The organism is Salinicola salarius, assembly GCF_002179555.1.
GTDB classification, from domain to species: Bacteria; Pseudomonadota; Gammaproteobacteria; order Pseudomonadales; family Halomonadaceae; genus Salinicola; species Salinicola salarius_A.
In genome coordinates, this window is the sequence record NZ_NHOU01000001.1 from 370,018 (window position 1) to 386,804 (window position 16,787).

The following is a 16,787-nucleotide window of genomic DNA, read 5'->3' on the forward strand; positions in this document are numbered from 1 at the left end:
GACGCCTCGATCTATTCTATGACCTCTCATGATTCCCTCTTACGATGCCGCTTTCATGATGCGGATGAGAATCTGGTATCCTTTGCGCCCTGTCAGCATTGGCCTGGACGCCTACTGACCTTACATCCTCCGTTTTATCGTCCTTATAGCGAGCGATTGCATGGCCACCCAGAAAGAAGCCACCGATCTGCAACGCGCCCTCAAGGTGTGTCGCGGGTCATTCTTCTCGGTGGGGTTCTTCAGCATGTTCATCAACCTGTTGATGCTGGTCCCCCCCTTGTACATGTTGCAGGTCTACGACCGCGTCATCAGTTCCCGCAGCGAAGAAACCCTGTTCATGCTGACCCTGGTCGTGGTCTTCCTGTTCATGGTCATGGGTGGGCTGGAGCTGGTGCGCTCGCGGATTCTGATTCGCGTCGGCAACCGGCTGGACAAGATGGTCAACCAGCGGCTTTATAGCGCAATGTTCCGGCGCAGCGTGCTGACCCAGGGCAAGCAGACGGCCCAGCCGCTGAGCGATCTGACCAACCTGCGCCAGTTCCTCACCGGCAACGGCCTGTTTGCCTTCTTCGATGCGCCATGGGCGCCGATCTACCTGGCCGTGCTCTATCTCTTCCACCCGTGGCTGGGTGTTTTCGCCACCGTGGCAGGTCTCATTCTGCTGACGCTGGCGATCGCCAACGAGAAGGCCACCAAGTCGCTGCTGGCCGAAGCCAACAGCGACCACATCAAGGCCCAGGATCTCGCCAACTCCAACCTGCGCAACTCCGAAGTGCTGCACGCCATGGGCATGCTGCCCGGCATCATGGGGCGCTGGGCCGGCAAGCATCATGAATTTCTCTCCAAGCAGTCGCAGGCCAGCGACCGTGCCGGGGCGTTGACCAACGCGTCCAAGGTGCTGCGCATGCTGTTCCAGTCGCTGATTCTCGGTCTCGGTGCGCTGCTGGTACTCGAAGGCGAAATGACGCCGGGCATGATGATCGCCGGCTCCATCCTGATGGGCCGGGCACTGGCGCCGATCGACCAGATGATCGGCAGTTGGAAGGGCTTCGTCAGCTCGCGAAGCGCCTATCATCGCCTCAACGAACTGCTCGAGCAGATCCCCGAAGAGCAGCGTCGCATGTCATTGCCCGCCCCGCGTGGCGAGATCGCCATCGAGACCGTCGCTGCCGCGCCCCCGGGCGTACGCATGGCGACGATTCGCGGCATCAATTTCAACGTCGACAAGGGCGAGCACATCGGCATCATCGGCCCGAGCGCCGCCGGCAAGTCCACTCTGGCGCGGGTGCTGCTGGGTATCTGGCCGTCGCAGGTCGGTACGGTACGCCTCGACGGTGCCGAGATCGCCAAGTGGAACCGTGACGAACTCGGTCCCTATATCGGCTACCTGCCGCAGGATATCGAGCTTTTCGACGGCACCATCAGCGAGAACGTCGCCCGCTTCGGCGAAGTCGATCCCGAGAAGGTCGTCAGAGCGGCCAAGAAGGCTGGCGTCCACGAGATGATCCTGCAACTACCCAACGGCTACGACACCTATATCAGTGCCTCCAGCGGCGCCTTGTCCGGCGGCCAGCGCCAGCGCGTCGGGCTGGCGCGTGCGCTCTATGGCGATCCAGTGCTGGTGGTGCTAGACGAGCCCAACTCGAACCTCGACGACAGCGGCGAGCGGGCGCTGGGCGAATCGATCAAACAGCTCAAGGCCGAAGGCGTCACGCTGTTCGTGATCAGCCATCGCAATAGCGTACTCAAGCATGTCGACAAGCTGCTGGTACTCAAGGACGGGCAGGTCAGCATGTTCGGCCCGCGCGACCAGGTTCTGGCCCAGTTCGCCAAGACCCCGGCGCAGAAGGGCGGCAACACCCTGGGGCGGTCGAACGCCGGCCGGCTGACCGCCGTTCAGGGCGCGAACCATTCTGGCAACGCCGACAATTCCGGTAATTCTGGCAATTCCGACAAGCCGCAATCTCGGGGGCATGAGTAGCATGGCAGGCGATAATTCCCGCAGTATCGATATCACCCCGCCCAAGCAATCGACGCCCGACGAATCGGCACCGGCCAGCCCCTTGCCCACCAGCGGCAAGGGCTATCTTCGCCTCGGGCTGGTGATCCTGCTGATCGCCTTCGGCGGCTTCGGTGGCTGGGCGGCCAGTGCCGATCTGGCGGTGTCGGTGGTGGCCCCCGGTGCGGTCTCGGTCGAATCGTTCAAGAAGACCATTCAGCATCTCGAGGGCGGCATCGTCGACGAGATCAACGTCGACGATGGCGACCACGTCGAGGCCGGCGACACCCTGCTGGTGATCGACAACACCCAGGCACGCTCGCAGCTCGCGATTTCGCGCTCCCAGTACCTGATCAACCGCGCTGCCGAAATTCGCCTGCTCGCCGAGCAGAAGGACGCCGACACGCTGACCTTTCCCGATGAACTGCTCAACAGCGACGCCCAGCGGGTCAAGGAAGTGCTGGCCGTCCAGCGCGCCCTGTTCCAGGCACGTCGCGGGGCGCTCGAAGGCACCCTCAGCGCGCTCGACGAGCAGATGTCCCAGATGCGCGAGCAGATCGACGGCCTGCAGGACGTGATCGACGTCAATCAGGAGCGCATGAACTCGTTGCAGCAAGAAGCACAGGACTATCGCTCCCTGTTCAAGGAAGGGCTGGGCGACAACCAGCGCCTGCGCGAGCTGGAGCGTCAGGCCCTGCAGTTCAAGGGCGATATCGCCCAGAGCCGATCCAGGATCGCCGAACTCAAGTCCCAGATCAGCGAGAACAAGGTTCAGAAGCAGGTCAAGATCCAGGAATTCCAGAAAGAAGTCGGCGAGCAGCTGCGCGAGGCCCAGGGCAATATCGCCGATGCCGAGGAACGCATCACCGCACTCAGCGACCAGGTCAAGCGAACCACCGTGACCGCGCCGGTATCCGGCACCGTCGTCGGGCTGAAAGTGCATACCGTCGGCGCCGTCATCAAGCCGGGCGAGCCGATCATGGAGATCGTGCCCTCCGGTGATGACTTCATCGTCGAAGCGCGCGTTCCCGACCGCGACATCGACAACATCTACCCCGGCCAGTACGCCGAGATTCGCTTCAGCGCGTTCAACCAGCGGCTGTCCAACGTCATCGATGGCGAAGTGACCAATGTCAGTGCCGACTCGTTCGAGGACGAAGCCACCGGCGCCAAGTACTACAAGGCACGAGTCAAGGTGACCGAAGACGGCAAGCGGGAGATGACCGAGAACATGCAACTGCTCGCCGGCATGCCCGCCGAAGTGATGATCCGGACCGGCGAGCGCACCTTCGCCAGCTACATGATCAAGCCCGTCACCGACATGCTGGCACGCGCCATGCGGGAGGAGTGAGCATGGCACAGGACCGCAAGCTATGGACGACGCTGCCTGGTCTAGCGCTGCCTGGTCTAGCGCTGGCAGCGCAGCTGTTCTCGCCGCTGGCCGCTGCCCAGGCTATGTCAAACCAGGCCATGCCAGGCCAGACGACGTCGATGATGGACGAAGTCGACGCCAGCCTGCCGGCACTGAACGGCCAGACGGTCGCGAGCAACGAAGCTGCGCCCGTGGTCGACGAGGACGCCGCTCTGCCGTCGCTGCCGCGGTTGTTCGCCCTGGCATTGCAGAACGACGCCGATCTCACCAGCCAGCGCTTCGAGGCCGAAGCCGCTGCACAGGACGTGCCCATGGCGCAGGCCGCGCTCAAGCCGCAGATTCAGGCCTCCGCCGGCTACGTTTATCAGGAGTCGGACAACTACTACACCGACAACCCGTCCTATAACCCCGACAACGAGCTTGGCGGCAACGACGACTACGAAGCGCGCTATCAGGGCACGACCCGCGATCAGACATGGCAGGTACAGCTGTCGCAGTCGCTGTTCAGCCTCGAACGCTGGCGCAAGGTCGGCAAGGCCGAAGCGCAGAGCGATGCCGCCGAGTTGAAAGTGGCTGTTGGCGAGCGCGATCTGGCGCTACAGGTTGCCGAGGCGTATCTCGATGCCTTTCTCGCCTCGCGCAAGCTCGGCCTGCTCGACTCCAAGCAGGAGTCGCTGAATCTACAGGTCAAACAGGCCAGCCGCGCCTACGACCTGGGCGTCGGCAACCGTATCGACCTGCTCGAGGCGCAATCGCGGCTCGACCAGGCGGTCGCCGACACCGTGAGCGCCCAGAACGAACTCGACAACGCCTTGAGCCTGCTGGAACGCCTGACCGGCGAGCTGCCCCGGTTCAGCGGGGCCACGCTCGGCGACCTCGGCGAACTGACGCTGCCGGGCGGCTGGGATGACGCCGATCCCTGGCTCGAGCGCACCATCAACAACGTCGAAGTCGCTCTCGGCAAGCAGCAGATGAAGGTCGCCGACGCGGAAACCGACGTGCGGCGCGCCGGGCACTATCCCGAGCTCGATCTCACCGTGGGCTACTCGGACCGCGACTCCAACGACCCCTTCCGTGAAAGCAAGGACGCCTCCGCCAACCTGCGCCTGAGCGTGCCCATCTATGAAGGTGGCTACACCAGCGCCAGCGTCAGGCAGGGCGAACTGAGCCAGCAGGCCGCCAAGGCGAGTTACACCAACGCGCTCAACCTGGCGCGTCAGGAGGTTCGCCAGCGCCTGCGTGGCCTGCGCGGTGACGAACGCCAGATCGAAGCGCTCAAGCGCTCCATCGAATCCAGCAACCTGTTCCTGCAGGCGGCCGAGAAGGGCGAACAGCTCGGGCTGCGCGACCTGGTCGACGTGCTCGACGCCCGCGCCGATCTCTATGACCTGCGCATCCAGTTCGTCGAAGTGGTGCGCCAGTACCTGCTCGACCGGCTCAACCTGCAGGCCGCCGTCGGCGATCTCGGCACCCAGGATCTGGTCGATACCATGGCGTTGCTATCGCGCGTCACCGGTTGAGAAAGGAATGGTCCCAGGGAAGGGACCGGAGGCGACATTCCTGAAAGCGGTGACGTGATTTCTGCGCTGCGCCAGTAAGAGCAGCTTCTATCGGTTGTCCAGCCAGTATCTGCGGTTCATCGACAGCCGATACTTGACTGACATTGGCAGGAAAGCCTCCCGTTGCCCCAGCCAATAGCCTAGATACTTCAACGTGTTTCTGACGAATGCGCCAGGGATCGCCGTGGGAGCCTGATCGATCAGGTAACGCAATTCCGACTTCACGAAGCGCTTGCCTTCCCCTTCGGCTTTCCCTGTCATGGCCAGAATCCAGGCCTGGCGGCGATGCAAAACGCCAATATCGAAATAGCGCTTGAACTCCTGTCGCAAGGAATAGTTATGGGAGTGATAGACCTGCGCCTCGGCGCAATAAGCCAGATGCCAGCCCGCACCCAACAGACGTGCGCCGGCCACCATGTCCTCGCTCAAGATGGCATCGCCCGGAAAGCCGCCTGCATCGAGCAGGGCCTGACGCCGGTAGGCCGTGAACGAGTTCGACAGAAATGCAGCCTTGATGCCCCAGTCAGCCATGTTTTCGGGGGTCACACGGTGGGAGCGCGACGGATAATTGAACAGCCGCGCATGAGCGGCCACCGGGGTCGCATCCTGATGGGGAAGTTGCCGGCCGTAGACGGCGCCAAGCTGCGGGTCGGCTTCCAGAATCTCGACCAGTCTCGACAACGAATCGAGATCGGCAAGCAACGCATCCTGGGTCAGGAAAATGACGATGTCACAATCCTGTAGCTGCCGTAATGCCCAATCACGCGTGCCGCCATGATCGAACTGCCGACGATCGATCTGTGTAACCTGACAACCAGCCGCCCTGGCCAGGTCTGGGGTTTCATCGGTCGAGGTCGAGTCCACGACCCAGATCGCTATCTGGTGTCGTTGCGCGGCCGCCCTCGTGCGCTCGAGCCACGCCTGCCATTGCTTACCGGCGTTCAGAGTGGGTACGCAAAGGCATACCCTCATCGGAAGAGTCGAGGCTCCGTGAAGCGAAGCCGGCTGCCGTGAAACCATTCAAAATCCCTTTTGCTTGCCATTTCCCTTCCGGAACGGTTACCGGAGCACGCCCGGCCTGGCTGGAGCGGGGCTGTTCGTCAGGCGTGGCAGTTTATCCGATCCATGGAGGGTTGGCAGCCTGACGGAGGCTTTGCCACCGCAGCAGCGCAGCCTGGCAAGCGGAATACGTTTCACGATTGGGAGGTCGGATACCCTATGGCATCATATGGCTCCACTTTCGATCGTCGGTCTACTAGTGAAACTCGTCAGCCTGCTCATTCGCACCTATCAGCGGCCCGCTCTATTGAGAGAAGCCCTGCGCTCCATCGCTTTGCAGCACTACCGCCCGATAGAGGTGATCGTCGTCAACGACGACGCCACCAGCGTACGTGACGTCGTGTCCGAGACGCTCGAAGCGACGGACATTCATTGGCAGTATGCGGATCTCGAGGGAGCGAAAGGGCGGAGCGCGGCTGCAAACCGAGCTCTGGAGATGGCGCAGGGCGACATGATCCTGTTTCTCGACGACGACGACTGGATTGCTCCCGAGCATGTCCAACAGCTGGTCGCCCGGCTGACCGAACTGCCCGATCATATCGGCGTGTACGCCGACACGGTCTGCGTACACCGCGACACGCCCGAAAAGGTAGAGCGCTACTATTGCAACGAATATGACTCGCTACGCCTGGCGACCGAAAACTACCTGCCGATCCATGCCGTGCTGTTCCGGCGCGCGGCCATCGATGCAGGCTGCCGCTTCGATCCTGAGCTTTCCGTCTATGAAGACTGGCACTTCTGGCTCCAGGTAACCCGCCTGGGGCCGCTGCAGCGGCTGGCGACCATCACGGCCTACTATTCCCTGGATGTCAGCGGTGTCGGCGGAAAGAGTGACCGCGACTTCACCGCGGACCGCCTGCTTGCGCTTCGCAAGGCGCTACCCCTGCTGACCGACGCACAGGTGATGCACCTCGGCTTTTTGAGTCAGGCGCTACGCGAGGCCCAGGTGCGGGTCGACGCCATGGCCAGAGAGCATGACGAGCGCCAGCGCCAGATGCAGCAGCGTGTCGAACGTCAGCAGCAGACGCTGGACCATCTCCAGATCGAAAAACTGGCGCTCGAGCGTCAGGTCACGACCCATCTGTTCAACCGTCAGGCAATACATCACTGGTCGCATACCATTACCCGCAAGTCGCGAACGCTATTGAGCCTGCTGAAACAGGGGGACTGGGCGGGCATCAAGGAGCGAGTGAACCGGCATTGGGGGCAGCGTGCCGATATGGCCACGGTTCACGGCCCGACGGCCAATGCTTCGATGACCCATGCCTCCAGGACCCATGCCTCCAAGAACAATGCCTCCAAGAACAATGCCTCGGCTGCCATCACGCTGGAAGCCGGTGTGGATATCCTCTGCACTCACCATACCCGCTACGTGGCCTACCTGATCGCCGAATCCCTCGAGCGGCTGGGGAGCGGGCCGGTGACGATTCTCGCACCCGACTCTCGATCGTTCTCCGATCGCCTGCACATCGTCGTGTGCCCGCAAATGTTCGAGACCCTGCCGGGTTGCTATATCGCCTTCCAGATGGAGCAGTCGGTCAGCTCGCGCTGGTTCGACACCGCCTATTTCCAACGGCTCGAAAACGCCTTGGCGGTTCTGGACTACTCGCTGAAGAACATCGAATACCTGCAGACCGAAGGCAACCTGGAATATCGCCAGCTTTTCCACGTACCGATTTCCAACCTGAGCAAGCCGCTGTCGCCTTCCGCCGAGGCGCCGGTCCCCGAGTACGACGTGGTCTTCTACGGCGATATTCACAACCCGCGTCGCAAGGCCTTTCTCGATGCGATCGGGCAGCGCTACAAGCTGCTGGTGGTCAACGAGGTCTTCGGCGAAGCGCTCTACGCGCAACTGCGCCGGGCACGGCTGGTCCTCAATATCCATTACTATGAAGGCGCACTGCTCGAAACCACCCGTATCTACGAATGCCTCTCGCTGGGGTTGCCGGTGGTATCCGAACGCAGTGTCGACATGGTCGAACATGCCGATCTGGAACCCTGGGTCAGCTTCACCGACATCGGTGAGGTCGACCAGATGCTCGTCGCCATCGACGAACAGTTGGCGCTGCTGGATAGCGGGCACTCGCCATTGGCGGATTTGCCCGAGGATCTGGCTCACTTCCATTTCCATTTTGCGCGGACGCTGGCAGCGCTGGATCTCGTCTCGCCGGATGTACTCGACACCCTGCCACCGCCGCTCGATGGCAGCGCCCTCGCGCATGGCGTCGGGCTATCGCTGCCGGAAACCTTCGCCCGTCATCAGGCATTCAAGGCCACCTTCCCCGACTTTGCGATATTCCCCGGACTGCGTCATGCGCACGGCTGGCGAGGCGCCGCGTTGAGCTTTCGCTACCTGGCGCGTCGCGCGCTCGAGGCCGGGCTGACCGAGCTGGAAGTGCGCGAGGACGACGTCCTGCTGGAAGGAGAGGCACAGCAAAGCTGGCAACGCGCCAAACGCCTGTTCCGGGCTGGCCAGGCGACCGGTCGGTTCGATCTGCTCTGCGGGCTGATAGCCGACACCGCCGATGCCACGCGCGTCATCGAAGTCTTCGAGGAAGACGGACGACGCTATGTGGTCATCGACCGCATGACCAGCATGGTCTGCAACGTCTACGGCGAACGCGCAATGAAGGTTCTGGCCGCCTGGGACCCGCAGGACAGGGACATCGAGCGCAACACCATCGACCGTTACCTGGAACGGCATACCCTGCGCGTGCTCGTGCCGCTACCGTTCATCGCCGGGCATCAGCCCGAGCAGACCTCCACGCTGTGGAACTTCACCAACAGCACCTACGATGTCATGATCGAAAAAAGCCAGGCAGTGCTGGCGGCCAAGGCCGACGACTTCGTTCGCGACTCGGCCACCACTGGCTAGTTGCCGCGCCAGCGCTCGGCCAGCCAGCGCAGCGGGCGGGTCAACTGCCAGCTGCGCGACTGCTGAATGGCCCGCTGCATCGCCTCGAGGTCACGACATCGTTCCGCGAGCCTGGTGTTGTCGCCCCGCAGTTCGCGGAGTTCAGCCTCCAGCGCTTCCTGGCGGTGCGCCGTAGCCTGTTCGGCGCGTTCCGCTTCATGAACCACGCGAGTGATGGCCTGCGGTTGCCGGCTCGCCAGAAACGGCGCCACTTCCTCCGGCTCCAGCAAGCAAAACGCCTCGGCCGCCAGTATGTCGATCGGCAGGGTATAGGTGCGAAAGGCGTTGAGCCCCGAGATATGACGGTCATAGGCCTGCACGGCCAACTGCGAAGCGAAGCAACGCATGGCGCGTTGTTTCGCTTCGCGCTGCGCGGTGATATCCACCAGCCGGTTGGGCTGTAGCGGCTGGCCCACCTCGTACAGCGCTACCCGGCAATGTGCCGGACGCTGTTCACTGGACAGTGCCGCTTCCGCCACGGCGCGATGATCCCGATGCATCTCCCAGATCGACGGTGCCAGCAGCAGCGTCGGTTGCACTTCGGCAAGCCACGCATCGATGCGTGGCTGCAGCGCCGGGTGCTCGTACAGGCGCGCATCCGGCAGCTCCCAGAACTCGGGTGGCGGATAGCCCAGGCAACGGGCCGCCTCGCAGGACTCCGCGCGACGCTGCCGGGCCAGCGCCGCATCCTGGCCCAGACCGGCACCGTCCGAAATCACCGCGATATGCAGCTCGGCTCCCGCCGCGGCCAGCGCATGCAGCGTGCCGCCACAGCCGAACACCTCGTCGTCCGGGTGCGGTGCGAGTACCGCCACCACATCGCCGGGCAGGCGGGTATCGGCCTGATAAGGGGTAAAGAAGCGCTCCAGGCTCATTTGAAATCCGTATCCCCGCCCATCAGCCACCAGCGATGCTGGGCTTTCAGCGCGTATTCAGGCTGGTTGACGGCAGCGCCGGGCACCACCACATCGGTTTCCGCAGTTTCCGGCCGACTATCGGCGAACCAGGCCGCCGCCTGCGGCGTGAGCCAGGCGGTCAATGTCTGGCGGCCCAGACGCGTCACCTGACGGCGAGCCATCGCGACCAGCGCGGAGACATGCGAACGGGGCGCCACGATATCCAGAAGCTCCACCTGCGTCTCATCCACCACCCGCAGCACCAGAACCCCGAGAGGGCGGCGTGTCACCCGGTGCGTCGCCAGCAGCACGCGATAGTCGTTGTGCGGCTTGTGCAGGTAACGGTGGCCGAGCCATTCGCTATCGCGGCAGCCGATCACCAATTCCCCCGCGTCGGCCGCCATCGCGCGCCATAGCTGGTCGACCCGCGCCCCATCGGTCTCGGTCAGCGGGGCCAGCCCGTACTGCCAGTTGCGCCCGTTCAGCCCCGGCCAGCGTGCGTCCAGAATACGGTCCGTCTGGCAATACAGCCCCAGCATCGTGCCCAGGCGCGCGTGGCGGGCGTGAGGAAAGCCGAACGCCAGCCGGTAGGGTTTGTCGGGGCCGACCCGCTCGCGAAAGTACGCCTCCACCACCCGGTAGAAGGGGCCGCGTCGGGTCAATACGCCGCGAGCCTCCGGCGCCACCATCACATCGCCCATCTGAACGGCGGTAACGGGTTCACCCATCATCAGTGCGCGACGCGGCATGCCGCCATTGAAGGCCACGAGCCGCGAATCGTCGTACACCACCGTGCCCGGATCGTCGGTATAGCGATACTTCCAGTGCCATGTCGCGCTGGAGATCGAATGCCCGAAGCAACGCTCGAACAACGCCAGCAGCAAAGGCTCGCTGGCATCGCGGGCGTTTTCCACCCGCCAGTCATGGGCCGAAGAGGGCCGCGAGTCAGCCCGTGCGCCAGGCGCCGGCGCATGGCTCGGTGCATGGCCCTGTGCATGGCTCGGCGCACTGACCTGCCATGAACGCGGCAGGCTGACCAGCCCCCGATTGACTCCCTTCTGGGTCACATTGAGCGTCGCCACCGGGTCCGCCTCGTCGTAGACGAACACCCCGTTCTCGCAGAACAGCAGCACCCCCACGCGGTAACGCCCCTTGAGCAATGGCAGCCGGCTGAAGGTCACCGACGCCCGGCCCTGGCCCTGATCGTCCACCGTCAGCGACACGCCGTCGTCCCAACTGCCGCAACTGCTCACCAGCAGGCCGCTCTCGGCATGAAACACCACCGCGATGCCGGGCGTTTCCTCCTGACGATGCGTCACGAACGCCACGTCTATCCGTAGTTCGGTGGACTCGCTGTTCACCTCGAGCTCGCTGCCCGGCGTATCGTCCGCCAGCACCGTCACCGAGGTCAGACGAGTACGTCCGGGGCGCACGGAGCTCGCCTGCGCCGCCGTCTCATCCGCCGTCTCATCCGCCGTGGCGGGAGACGAAGGCGAAGCGGAAGAAGAAGTGGAAGAAGAAGCGGAAGACGAGGTCGGTGTCGTCTTCGCCTCGGCGCTGGCCTGCTGCGACAGACTCAACCGATCCAGATGGCTCTGATAATTGGGGACCACCTTTTCCGGCGGGCCATCCTCCACGATCCGACCCGACTCCATCCAGATCACCCGATTGCACAGCACCTCGATCTGATACAGCGAATGCGAGCAGAACAGGATCGTCTTGCCCGCGTCCCGCATCGCCATGATGCGATCGAACGACTGCCGGGCGAAGGCCCCATCGCCCACCGAGAGCGCCTCGTCGACCACCAGGATATCCGGGTCCACGCTGGTCGCCACCGAGAACGCCAGCCGCACCAGCATCCCGCTCGAGTAGGTCTTGACCGGCTGATCGATGAAATCGCCGATGCCCGAAAAAGCATGAATCTCCGCGAAGCGATCGGCGATCTCGCTGCGCGACATGCCCATGATCGCCGCCGACATGTACACGTTCTCGCGCCCGGTGAATTCCGGGTTGAAGCCGGCGCCCAGCTCCAGCAGCGCCGCAATCTTGCCGTTGACGCTCACCGTGCCCTGGCTGGGCGACAGGGTATGGCAGACCAGCTGCAACAGGGTCGACTTGCCCGCGCCGTTGCGGCCGACCAGCCCGATCACCTCCCCGGTCGGGATCGACAGGCTCAGCGGCTTCAGACCCTTGATCTCCTGATAACGCGCCAGATGCGCCAGGCCGGGCAGTTGATGCAGCAGGCGATGCAAGGGGCGAGGGTAGAGCCGAAACGTCTTGGCGACATCGTTCAGCGTGATGGCGGTTTGCTCAAAGGACATCGGCGAACCCTCCCCGCAGGCGCTCGAAAAGCCAGGCCCCGGAGCCCAGCAGCACGGCAATGGCCAGCGTCAGCAGCCCCAGGCTCTGCCAGTCCGGCCAGGCCCCGTTGAACAGCACGCCGCGCATCTCGGTAATCAACAGTGCCAGCGGATTGAGGCGGTACACCCCCTGCCAGGCCTCGGGGACCGTCGACATCGGATAGAACACCGGCGACAGAAACATCATCAACGACGTCAGCAGCCCGACCAGTGGCACCAGATCGCGCAGATAGACCCCCAGTGCCGACAGCCACAGCGCCACCCCCACCATCAGCAACACCAGCAACGCCATGAGCAGCGGCAGCGTCAGCCAGCTCCAGTGTGGCGAGGTGAGCACCGCCGTTACCGTCAGCAGCAGCGCCAGACTGATAGCAGCCTGAAAGGCGGCCGAAAGGGTTGCCGAAAGCGCCAGCACCGGCAGCGGAAACGCCACCTTGGTGACCAGATTGGGCTGCTGGGTGATCAGCGTCGGCGCGCGGCCGACCACCTCTGCGAACAGGTTGAACAGCGTCAACCCCACATAGACCTGCAGCGCGAAATCGACCTGTGACACGCCGGTGGCAGAAACGGGCCACTTGAGCTTGAAAAAGCCATAGAACACCAGCGTGAACACGCCCAGCAGCAATAGTGGCGACAGCACCGTCCAGCCCAGCCCCAGCATGGAGCCGCGATAGCGTCCCTGAATCTCGCGCTTGGTGAACTGCCACAATAGAAACGCGTTGGTCAACGAAAGTTCCTCTTCCTGTTTGAACCCGGGGGCATGGTATCGCTCCTGGTTTGAGCCCGGAGGCATGGTATCGCGTTGCCGCCTCGGATTCACCGAGCGGCCATCCCGATTCGAGACCGGCCGGCCCTGACGGCGGCGCGGGGCGGGAGCAGAGGTTCGCGAAGGTAGTGACCGCTTACTATTAAAGCGCCGCTTTCACCTGCCGATAGGCACTACAAGCCGTACCCGCTTCGGGGTTTGCCGCAACGGCGGGCAGGGTGATTTCGGTGGGGCGCATCGGCCGGGCACGCCCGGGCCGGCGCCGCGACCACAGGGCCTTGCACCAGCCGAAACGACCCGCCGCGGGAAGCGGTGTCACGGCTGTAAAGCGCTGTTACTGCACCGTGATTCACGAGCGAGTAAGACAAAAGTTGTAACCAATCTCAGGCAAAAATCGCCATCGTGTGTTTTTTTGTTTGACGAAAAAATATTGTGCTAACATCAGCCTTGAGGTCCTGGTTGTTCCGGACAGGTACCATGGCCTCGACAACGTTGTCTTTATTGCAAGGAGAAGTGTCTAAAATGGCTCTTACAGAACAGCAACAGCAGAGTTTGCTCGGCGTTACGTCCTTCATGTTCGATTACGCCCCGGACCAGGCTTCCTACGATCGTTTCGCGTCCATCCTCGAACAGAACCCCAGCTTCTACGACCTGGGCACCGACCTGGCCAAGACCGATGCATTCCAGAGCCAGTACGACGGTACGACTCAGGGTCTGATCGACCTGGTCTTCGGCCGTCTGAACATCACTGAAGGCACCCAGGCCTACACGCGCGGCACGGACTTCATCACCCAGCGCCTGGATGCCGGCGTTTCCGAAGGCCAGGTCCTGATGGAAGTCGGCGAGAAGCTGCTGCAGGACACGCCGCCGGAAGGTCTGGAAGACGCGGCCGCCATCCTCCAGAACAAGATCGCCGTCAGCCAGGCGTATCTGGAAAGCGGTGCTGAAGGCTACAGCAGCGACACCATCCCGGACCTGCTTTCTGGCGTGACGGCTGACGAAGCCTCCGTGCAAGCTGCCCAGGACAAGATCGACGCCGTCGTCAACGAAGGCGAAACCTTCACGCTCACTGCAGATGACGCTGGCACCAACGTTGTCCTGACAGCTAACAACGACACCGTTGAAGCTAATTCCGCTGCACTGGTTGGTACGAGCATTATCGACCAGGGTGGCAACGACACTCTAAACGCGACGCTGACCTCTCAGCTGCTCGCAGGAACTGAATTGCAGGGTGTTGAAAATGTAAACCTGAACTGGGATGCATTTAGCACTGCTACCGTCGATGCCGATGGCATTACCGGTGTCGATGGCGGTTCTAACATTACCTTGACATCCAGCAAAACTGGGTTCTTGGGTAATGCTACCGTTACCAACACCGGTACTAATAACGTAACTGCTGGTGAAGGTATGGGCGGCAGCCTTACCGTTAGCGATGTAGAAAACTCTACCGTTGACGCTGGTGCAGCGACTACCGTTACTGTTAACGGTGCTGGTAACAACAACGACAGCACTGTTATCAATGCGGGTACCGCCACTACTAGCATTACTACTACCGCTACAGAAAACGTTGAAGTAACTGCTGGCGAAGCTACTACTAGCGTTAGTGTTACTGGCTACAACACCGCCACGGTAGATGCAGCTGAAGCTACGTCTATCACCTTGGCTGGTGGTAACGCTACCGACACAGCAACTGTTACAATCGGCGCTGATGCGTCCGTAACTAACGCAGAAGGCAGCCTGACCCTCAACATCGCAGATGGCAAAACTGTAACTGTGGATGACATCGGTGAAAGCCTAACTGTATCCGGCGAAGGCGATGTGACCCTTAAGTCAGTAGCACTTGACGGTGAAGAAGTAACCAATGCTAAGAGCGATGGCTCGCTAACTGTTGAGTCTACTGCTACTACTTCAGTTGACTTGAGCAAGGTTGAGGCTGACACCATCCGTCTAGCTACTGCTAACTCTGCTGGTGCGACCCTTGCTTCTGGTGCCAATGTCGTAGTTGGTGCAGATTTGGGTACTTCAGTGTTTGGCGTTGGTACTGAAACTGATGCTGACAGCATCAACATGACCTTCACTGAATCACAGACCTCGACAACTTTCTCTGATGCTACGCCGAGCGACTTTGAAACTGTCAACATCGTTGCAGCCGCTGAGCAAGCCACAGGAACAACGGTAACTGACCTTACCTTTGGTGCTCTTGTTGCTGCCGGTAACACCGTTAATCTGTCCGGCACCAATGACGTTGAAGTCACGTTACTGACTGCTAAAACACTTGATGCAACCGAACTCGACGGTGCTCTTGACGTAACGACAGCTGCTGCTGCGCTTGACGTAACCGTTGCCGGTAGCCAAGGCGAGAACGACGTAACCTTTAACAGTGCTGCCACTAAAGCTGCTTTTGTTGGTCAGGAAAACGACGACAAAGTAACTTTTGGTACCCTAACAGCTACTACCGAAGCGACAGCGGTAACGGCTGGTGGTAACGACACCATTACGGCAAACGTTACTAGTTTGACTACTGGTTCTCTGGTAGTTGAAGCAGGCGCTGGTGATGATGTTGTTAATCTGACTGCTGATGGTTCCACTGGTAATATCGTTCTGCAATTCGGTGAAGGCAACGACACTCTGCAAATTGCAGACAGTGCTGACTTGACTGGTGCCAACTTAACAGTAGCTGGCGTCGAGAAGCTTGAAATTGGTGCTAACAATGTATCAATCACCGGTGGACAGTTCGCACAGCTCGGCTCTGTTGAAGTTGCTGGTTCAGGCATTCTGACTGTTGATGCCAGTGCTGCAACTCAGGCCACTACTATCGATGGTTCGCAAGTCGGTCTTGAGTTCGGTACTTCTGCTACATTCTCATTCATTGGTAGCGCGCAAAACGATACCATCACAGGTACTGATGCTGCTGACACCATTAACGGTGGTGCAGGCGCAGACACCATGACTGGCGGTGCTCGCGCAGACAGCTTCATTATTCAATCGGGTCTCACTGCTGTTTCTGCAGATACTGTAACTGACTTTGGTACTGGTGATACTGTTGCGTTTGATGATGGTGTAGGTGGAACAGTAACAATCGCCAACGCCACTAAAGGAACTGCAGCGGTTGCCGATTTTGCTGCTGCCAAAGCTGCTGCCGAGACTGCATTTACTGGTTCTGCTGGTACTCCTGCTATTGACGCAAGCGCACAGCAAGTTGGTAGTGATCTTTGGGTCTTTGCTGATGTTGATGGCAATGGCACCTTTGACAATGCCGACTCTGTCGTTAAGTTAACGGGTGTTGCGTTGGCGGATTTCGATGTTGCTGCTGACATTGCTTAATCTCTCTCTCTGAGATGGATGCCTATTCTCGATAGGTAAAAGCGTAATAACCCCCGGCCTCGGCTGGGGGTTTTTTATTCCACGTTCATAAAGTGTGACTTGTTATGGCCGCCCCTACGCCTTCCCGACAGCGCAAGCCGCGTCTGCTCTGGGCCAACCCTTTCTGTCTATTGGATACCTCCTCCGGCGCTTCGATGGCCGTGCGCGAGATGCTTATCCAACTGGCCAAAAATGGCTACGAAGTCATGGTTCTCGGAGCTACGATCTTTGACGCCGAAAAGGGTACTTTTAAACTACGCGATCATTGGAAAACGATTGAGGAAAAACACAATAAGGTCGTGAAGGTTAACGATGGCGTGCTCACCCATCATCTTATCGCGACTAAAAGCATTATCCGTAACCAAATGACTGCCCAGGAAGAGGGTACATGGTATGGATAAAGAAAGGACACCCACTTATTTAACAGCATACCGGTGTGCGCTAAGCTGAGAGCAACGCCAACCCAGAAAAAAAAAGGACACCCACTTATTTAATAACA

Annotated in this window: 10 protein-coding genes; 6 read left to right on the top strand and 4 right to left on the bottom strand. The window is 61.0% G+C overall.

Translation table 11 applies throughout. The features are described from left to right. The first annotated feature begins 160 nt into the window (after positions 1-160). Genes CCD76_RS01645 through CCD76_RS01655 form a run of 3 tightly spaced genes read left to right on the top strand, consistent with a single transcriptional unit; the run spans position 161 to position 4,891 of the window. Positions 161-1,981, top strand: a complete 1,821-nt coding sequence (locus tag CCD76_RS01645; protein WP_087717799.1) for a type I secretion system permease/ATPase — start codon at positions 161-163, stop codon at positions 1,979-1,981. Between the two features lies 1 nt (position 1,982). After that, positions 1,983-3,350 (top strand): HlyD family type I secretion periplasmic adaptor subunit, encoded by a 1,368-nt coding sequence (locus CCD76_RS01650; protein WP_087717800.1) that lies wholly within the window; start codon positions 1,983-1,985, stop codon positions 3,348-3,350. A 2-nt stretch (positions 3,351-3,352) separates the two neighbouring features. After that, on the top strand, positions 3,353-4,891 hold the full coding sequence (locus tag CCD76_RS01655; protein ID WP_256961027.1) for a TolC family outer membrane protein: 1,539 nt from the start codon (positions 3,353-3,355) through the stop codon (positions 4,889-4,891). A gap of 87 nt (positions 4,892-4,978) precedes the next feature. Here the strand turns inward: CCD76_RS01655 and CCD76_RS01660 are convergent, their stop codons facing one another. Next, on the bottom strand, positions 4,979-5,950 hold the full coding sequence (locus tag CCD76_RS01660; RefSeq protein WP_256961028.1) for a glycosyltransferase: 972 nt from the start codon (positions 5,948-5,950) through the stop codon (positions 4,979-4,981). A 208-nt stretch (positions 5,951-6,158) separates the two neighbouring features. Between CCD76_RS01660 and CCD76_RS01665 the strand changes: the two genes are divergently transcribed. Next, complete coding sequence (locus tag CCD76_RS01665; protein WP_087717802.1) at positions 6,159-8,864, top strand: glycosyltransferase; 2,706 nt, start codon at positions 6,159-6,161, stop codon at positions 8,862-8,864. On the opposite strand, the gene CCD76_RS01670 is transcribed toward CCD76_RS01665, so the two are convergent. Genes CCD76_RS01670 through CCD76_RS01680 form a run of 3 tightly spaced genes read right to left on the bottom strand, consistent with a single transcriptional unit; the run spans position 8,861 to position 12,886 of the window. Beyond that, the gene (locus CCD76_RS01670; RefSeq protein WP_087717803.1) at positions 8,861-9,778 is read right to left on the bottom strand and encodes a PIG-L deacetylase family protein; all 918 of its coding nucleotides are present in this window, start codon (positions 9,776-9,778) and stop codon (positions 8,861-8,863) included. The genes CCD76_RS01665 and CCD76_RS01670 overlap by 4 nt on opposite strands. Next, positions 9,775-12,120, bottom strand: coding sequence for a GNAT family N-acetyltransferase (locus CCD76_RS01675; RefSeq protein ID WP_087717804.1), 2,346 nt, complete (start codon positions 12,118-12,120; stop codon positions 9,775-9,777). The genes CCD76_RS01670 and CCD76_RS01675 overlap by 4 nt, the downstream gene beginning before the upstream one ends. Next, positions 12,110-12,886, bottom strand: coding sequence for an ABC transporter permease (locus CCD76_RS01680; protein ID WP_179208813.1), 777 nt, complete (start codon positions 12,884-12,886; stop codon positions 12,110-12,112). The genes CCD76_RS01675 and CCD76_RS01680 overlap by 11 nt, the downstream gene beginning before the upstream one ends. A gap of 516 nt (positions 12,887-13,402) precedes the next feature. Between CCD76_RS01680 and CCD76_RS01685 the strand changes: the two genes are divergently transcribed. Next, a complete protein-coding gene (locus CCD76_RS01685) occupies positions 13,403-16,249 on the top strand; it encodes a beta strand repeat-containing protein (RefSeq protein WP_143543244.1) in 2,847 nt (948 codons plus the stop codon). A gap of 104 nt (positions 16,250-16,353) precedes the next feature. Further along, entirely contained in the window at positions 16,354-16,689 is a 336-nt protein-coding gene (locus CCD76_RS01690) for a hypothetical protein (RefSeq protein ID WP_143543245.1), read from the top strand. The last annotated feature ends 98 nt before the right edge of the window (positions 16,690-16,787 follow it).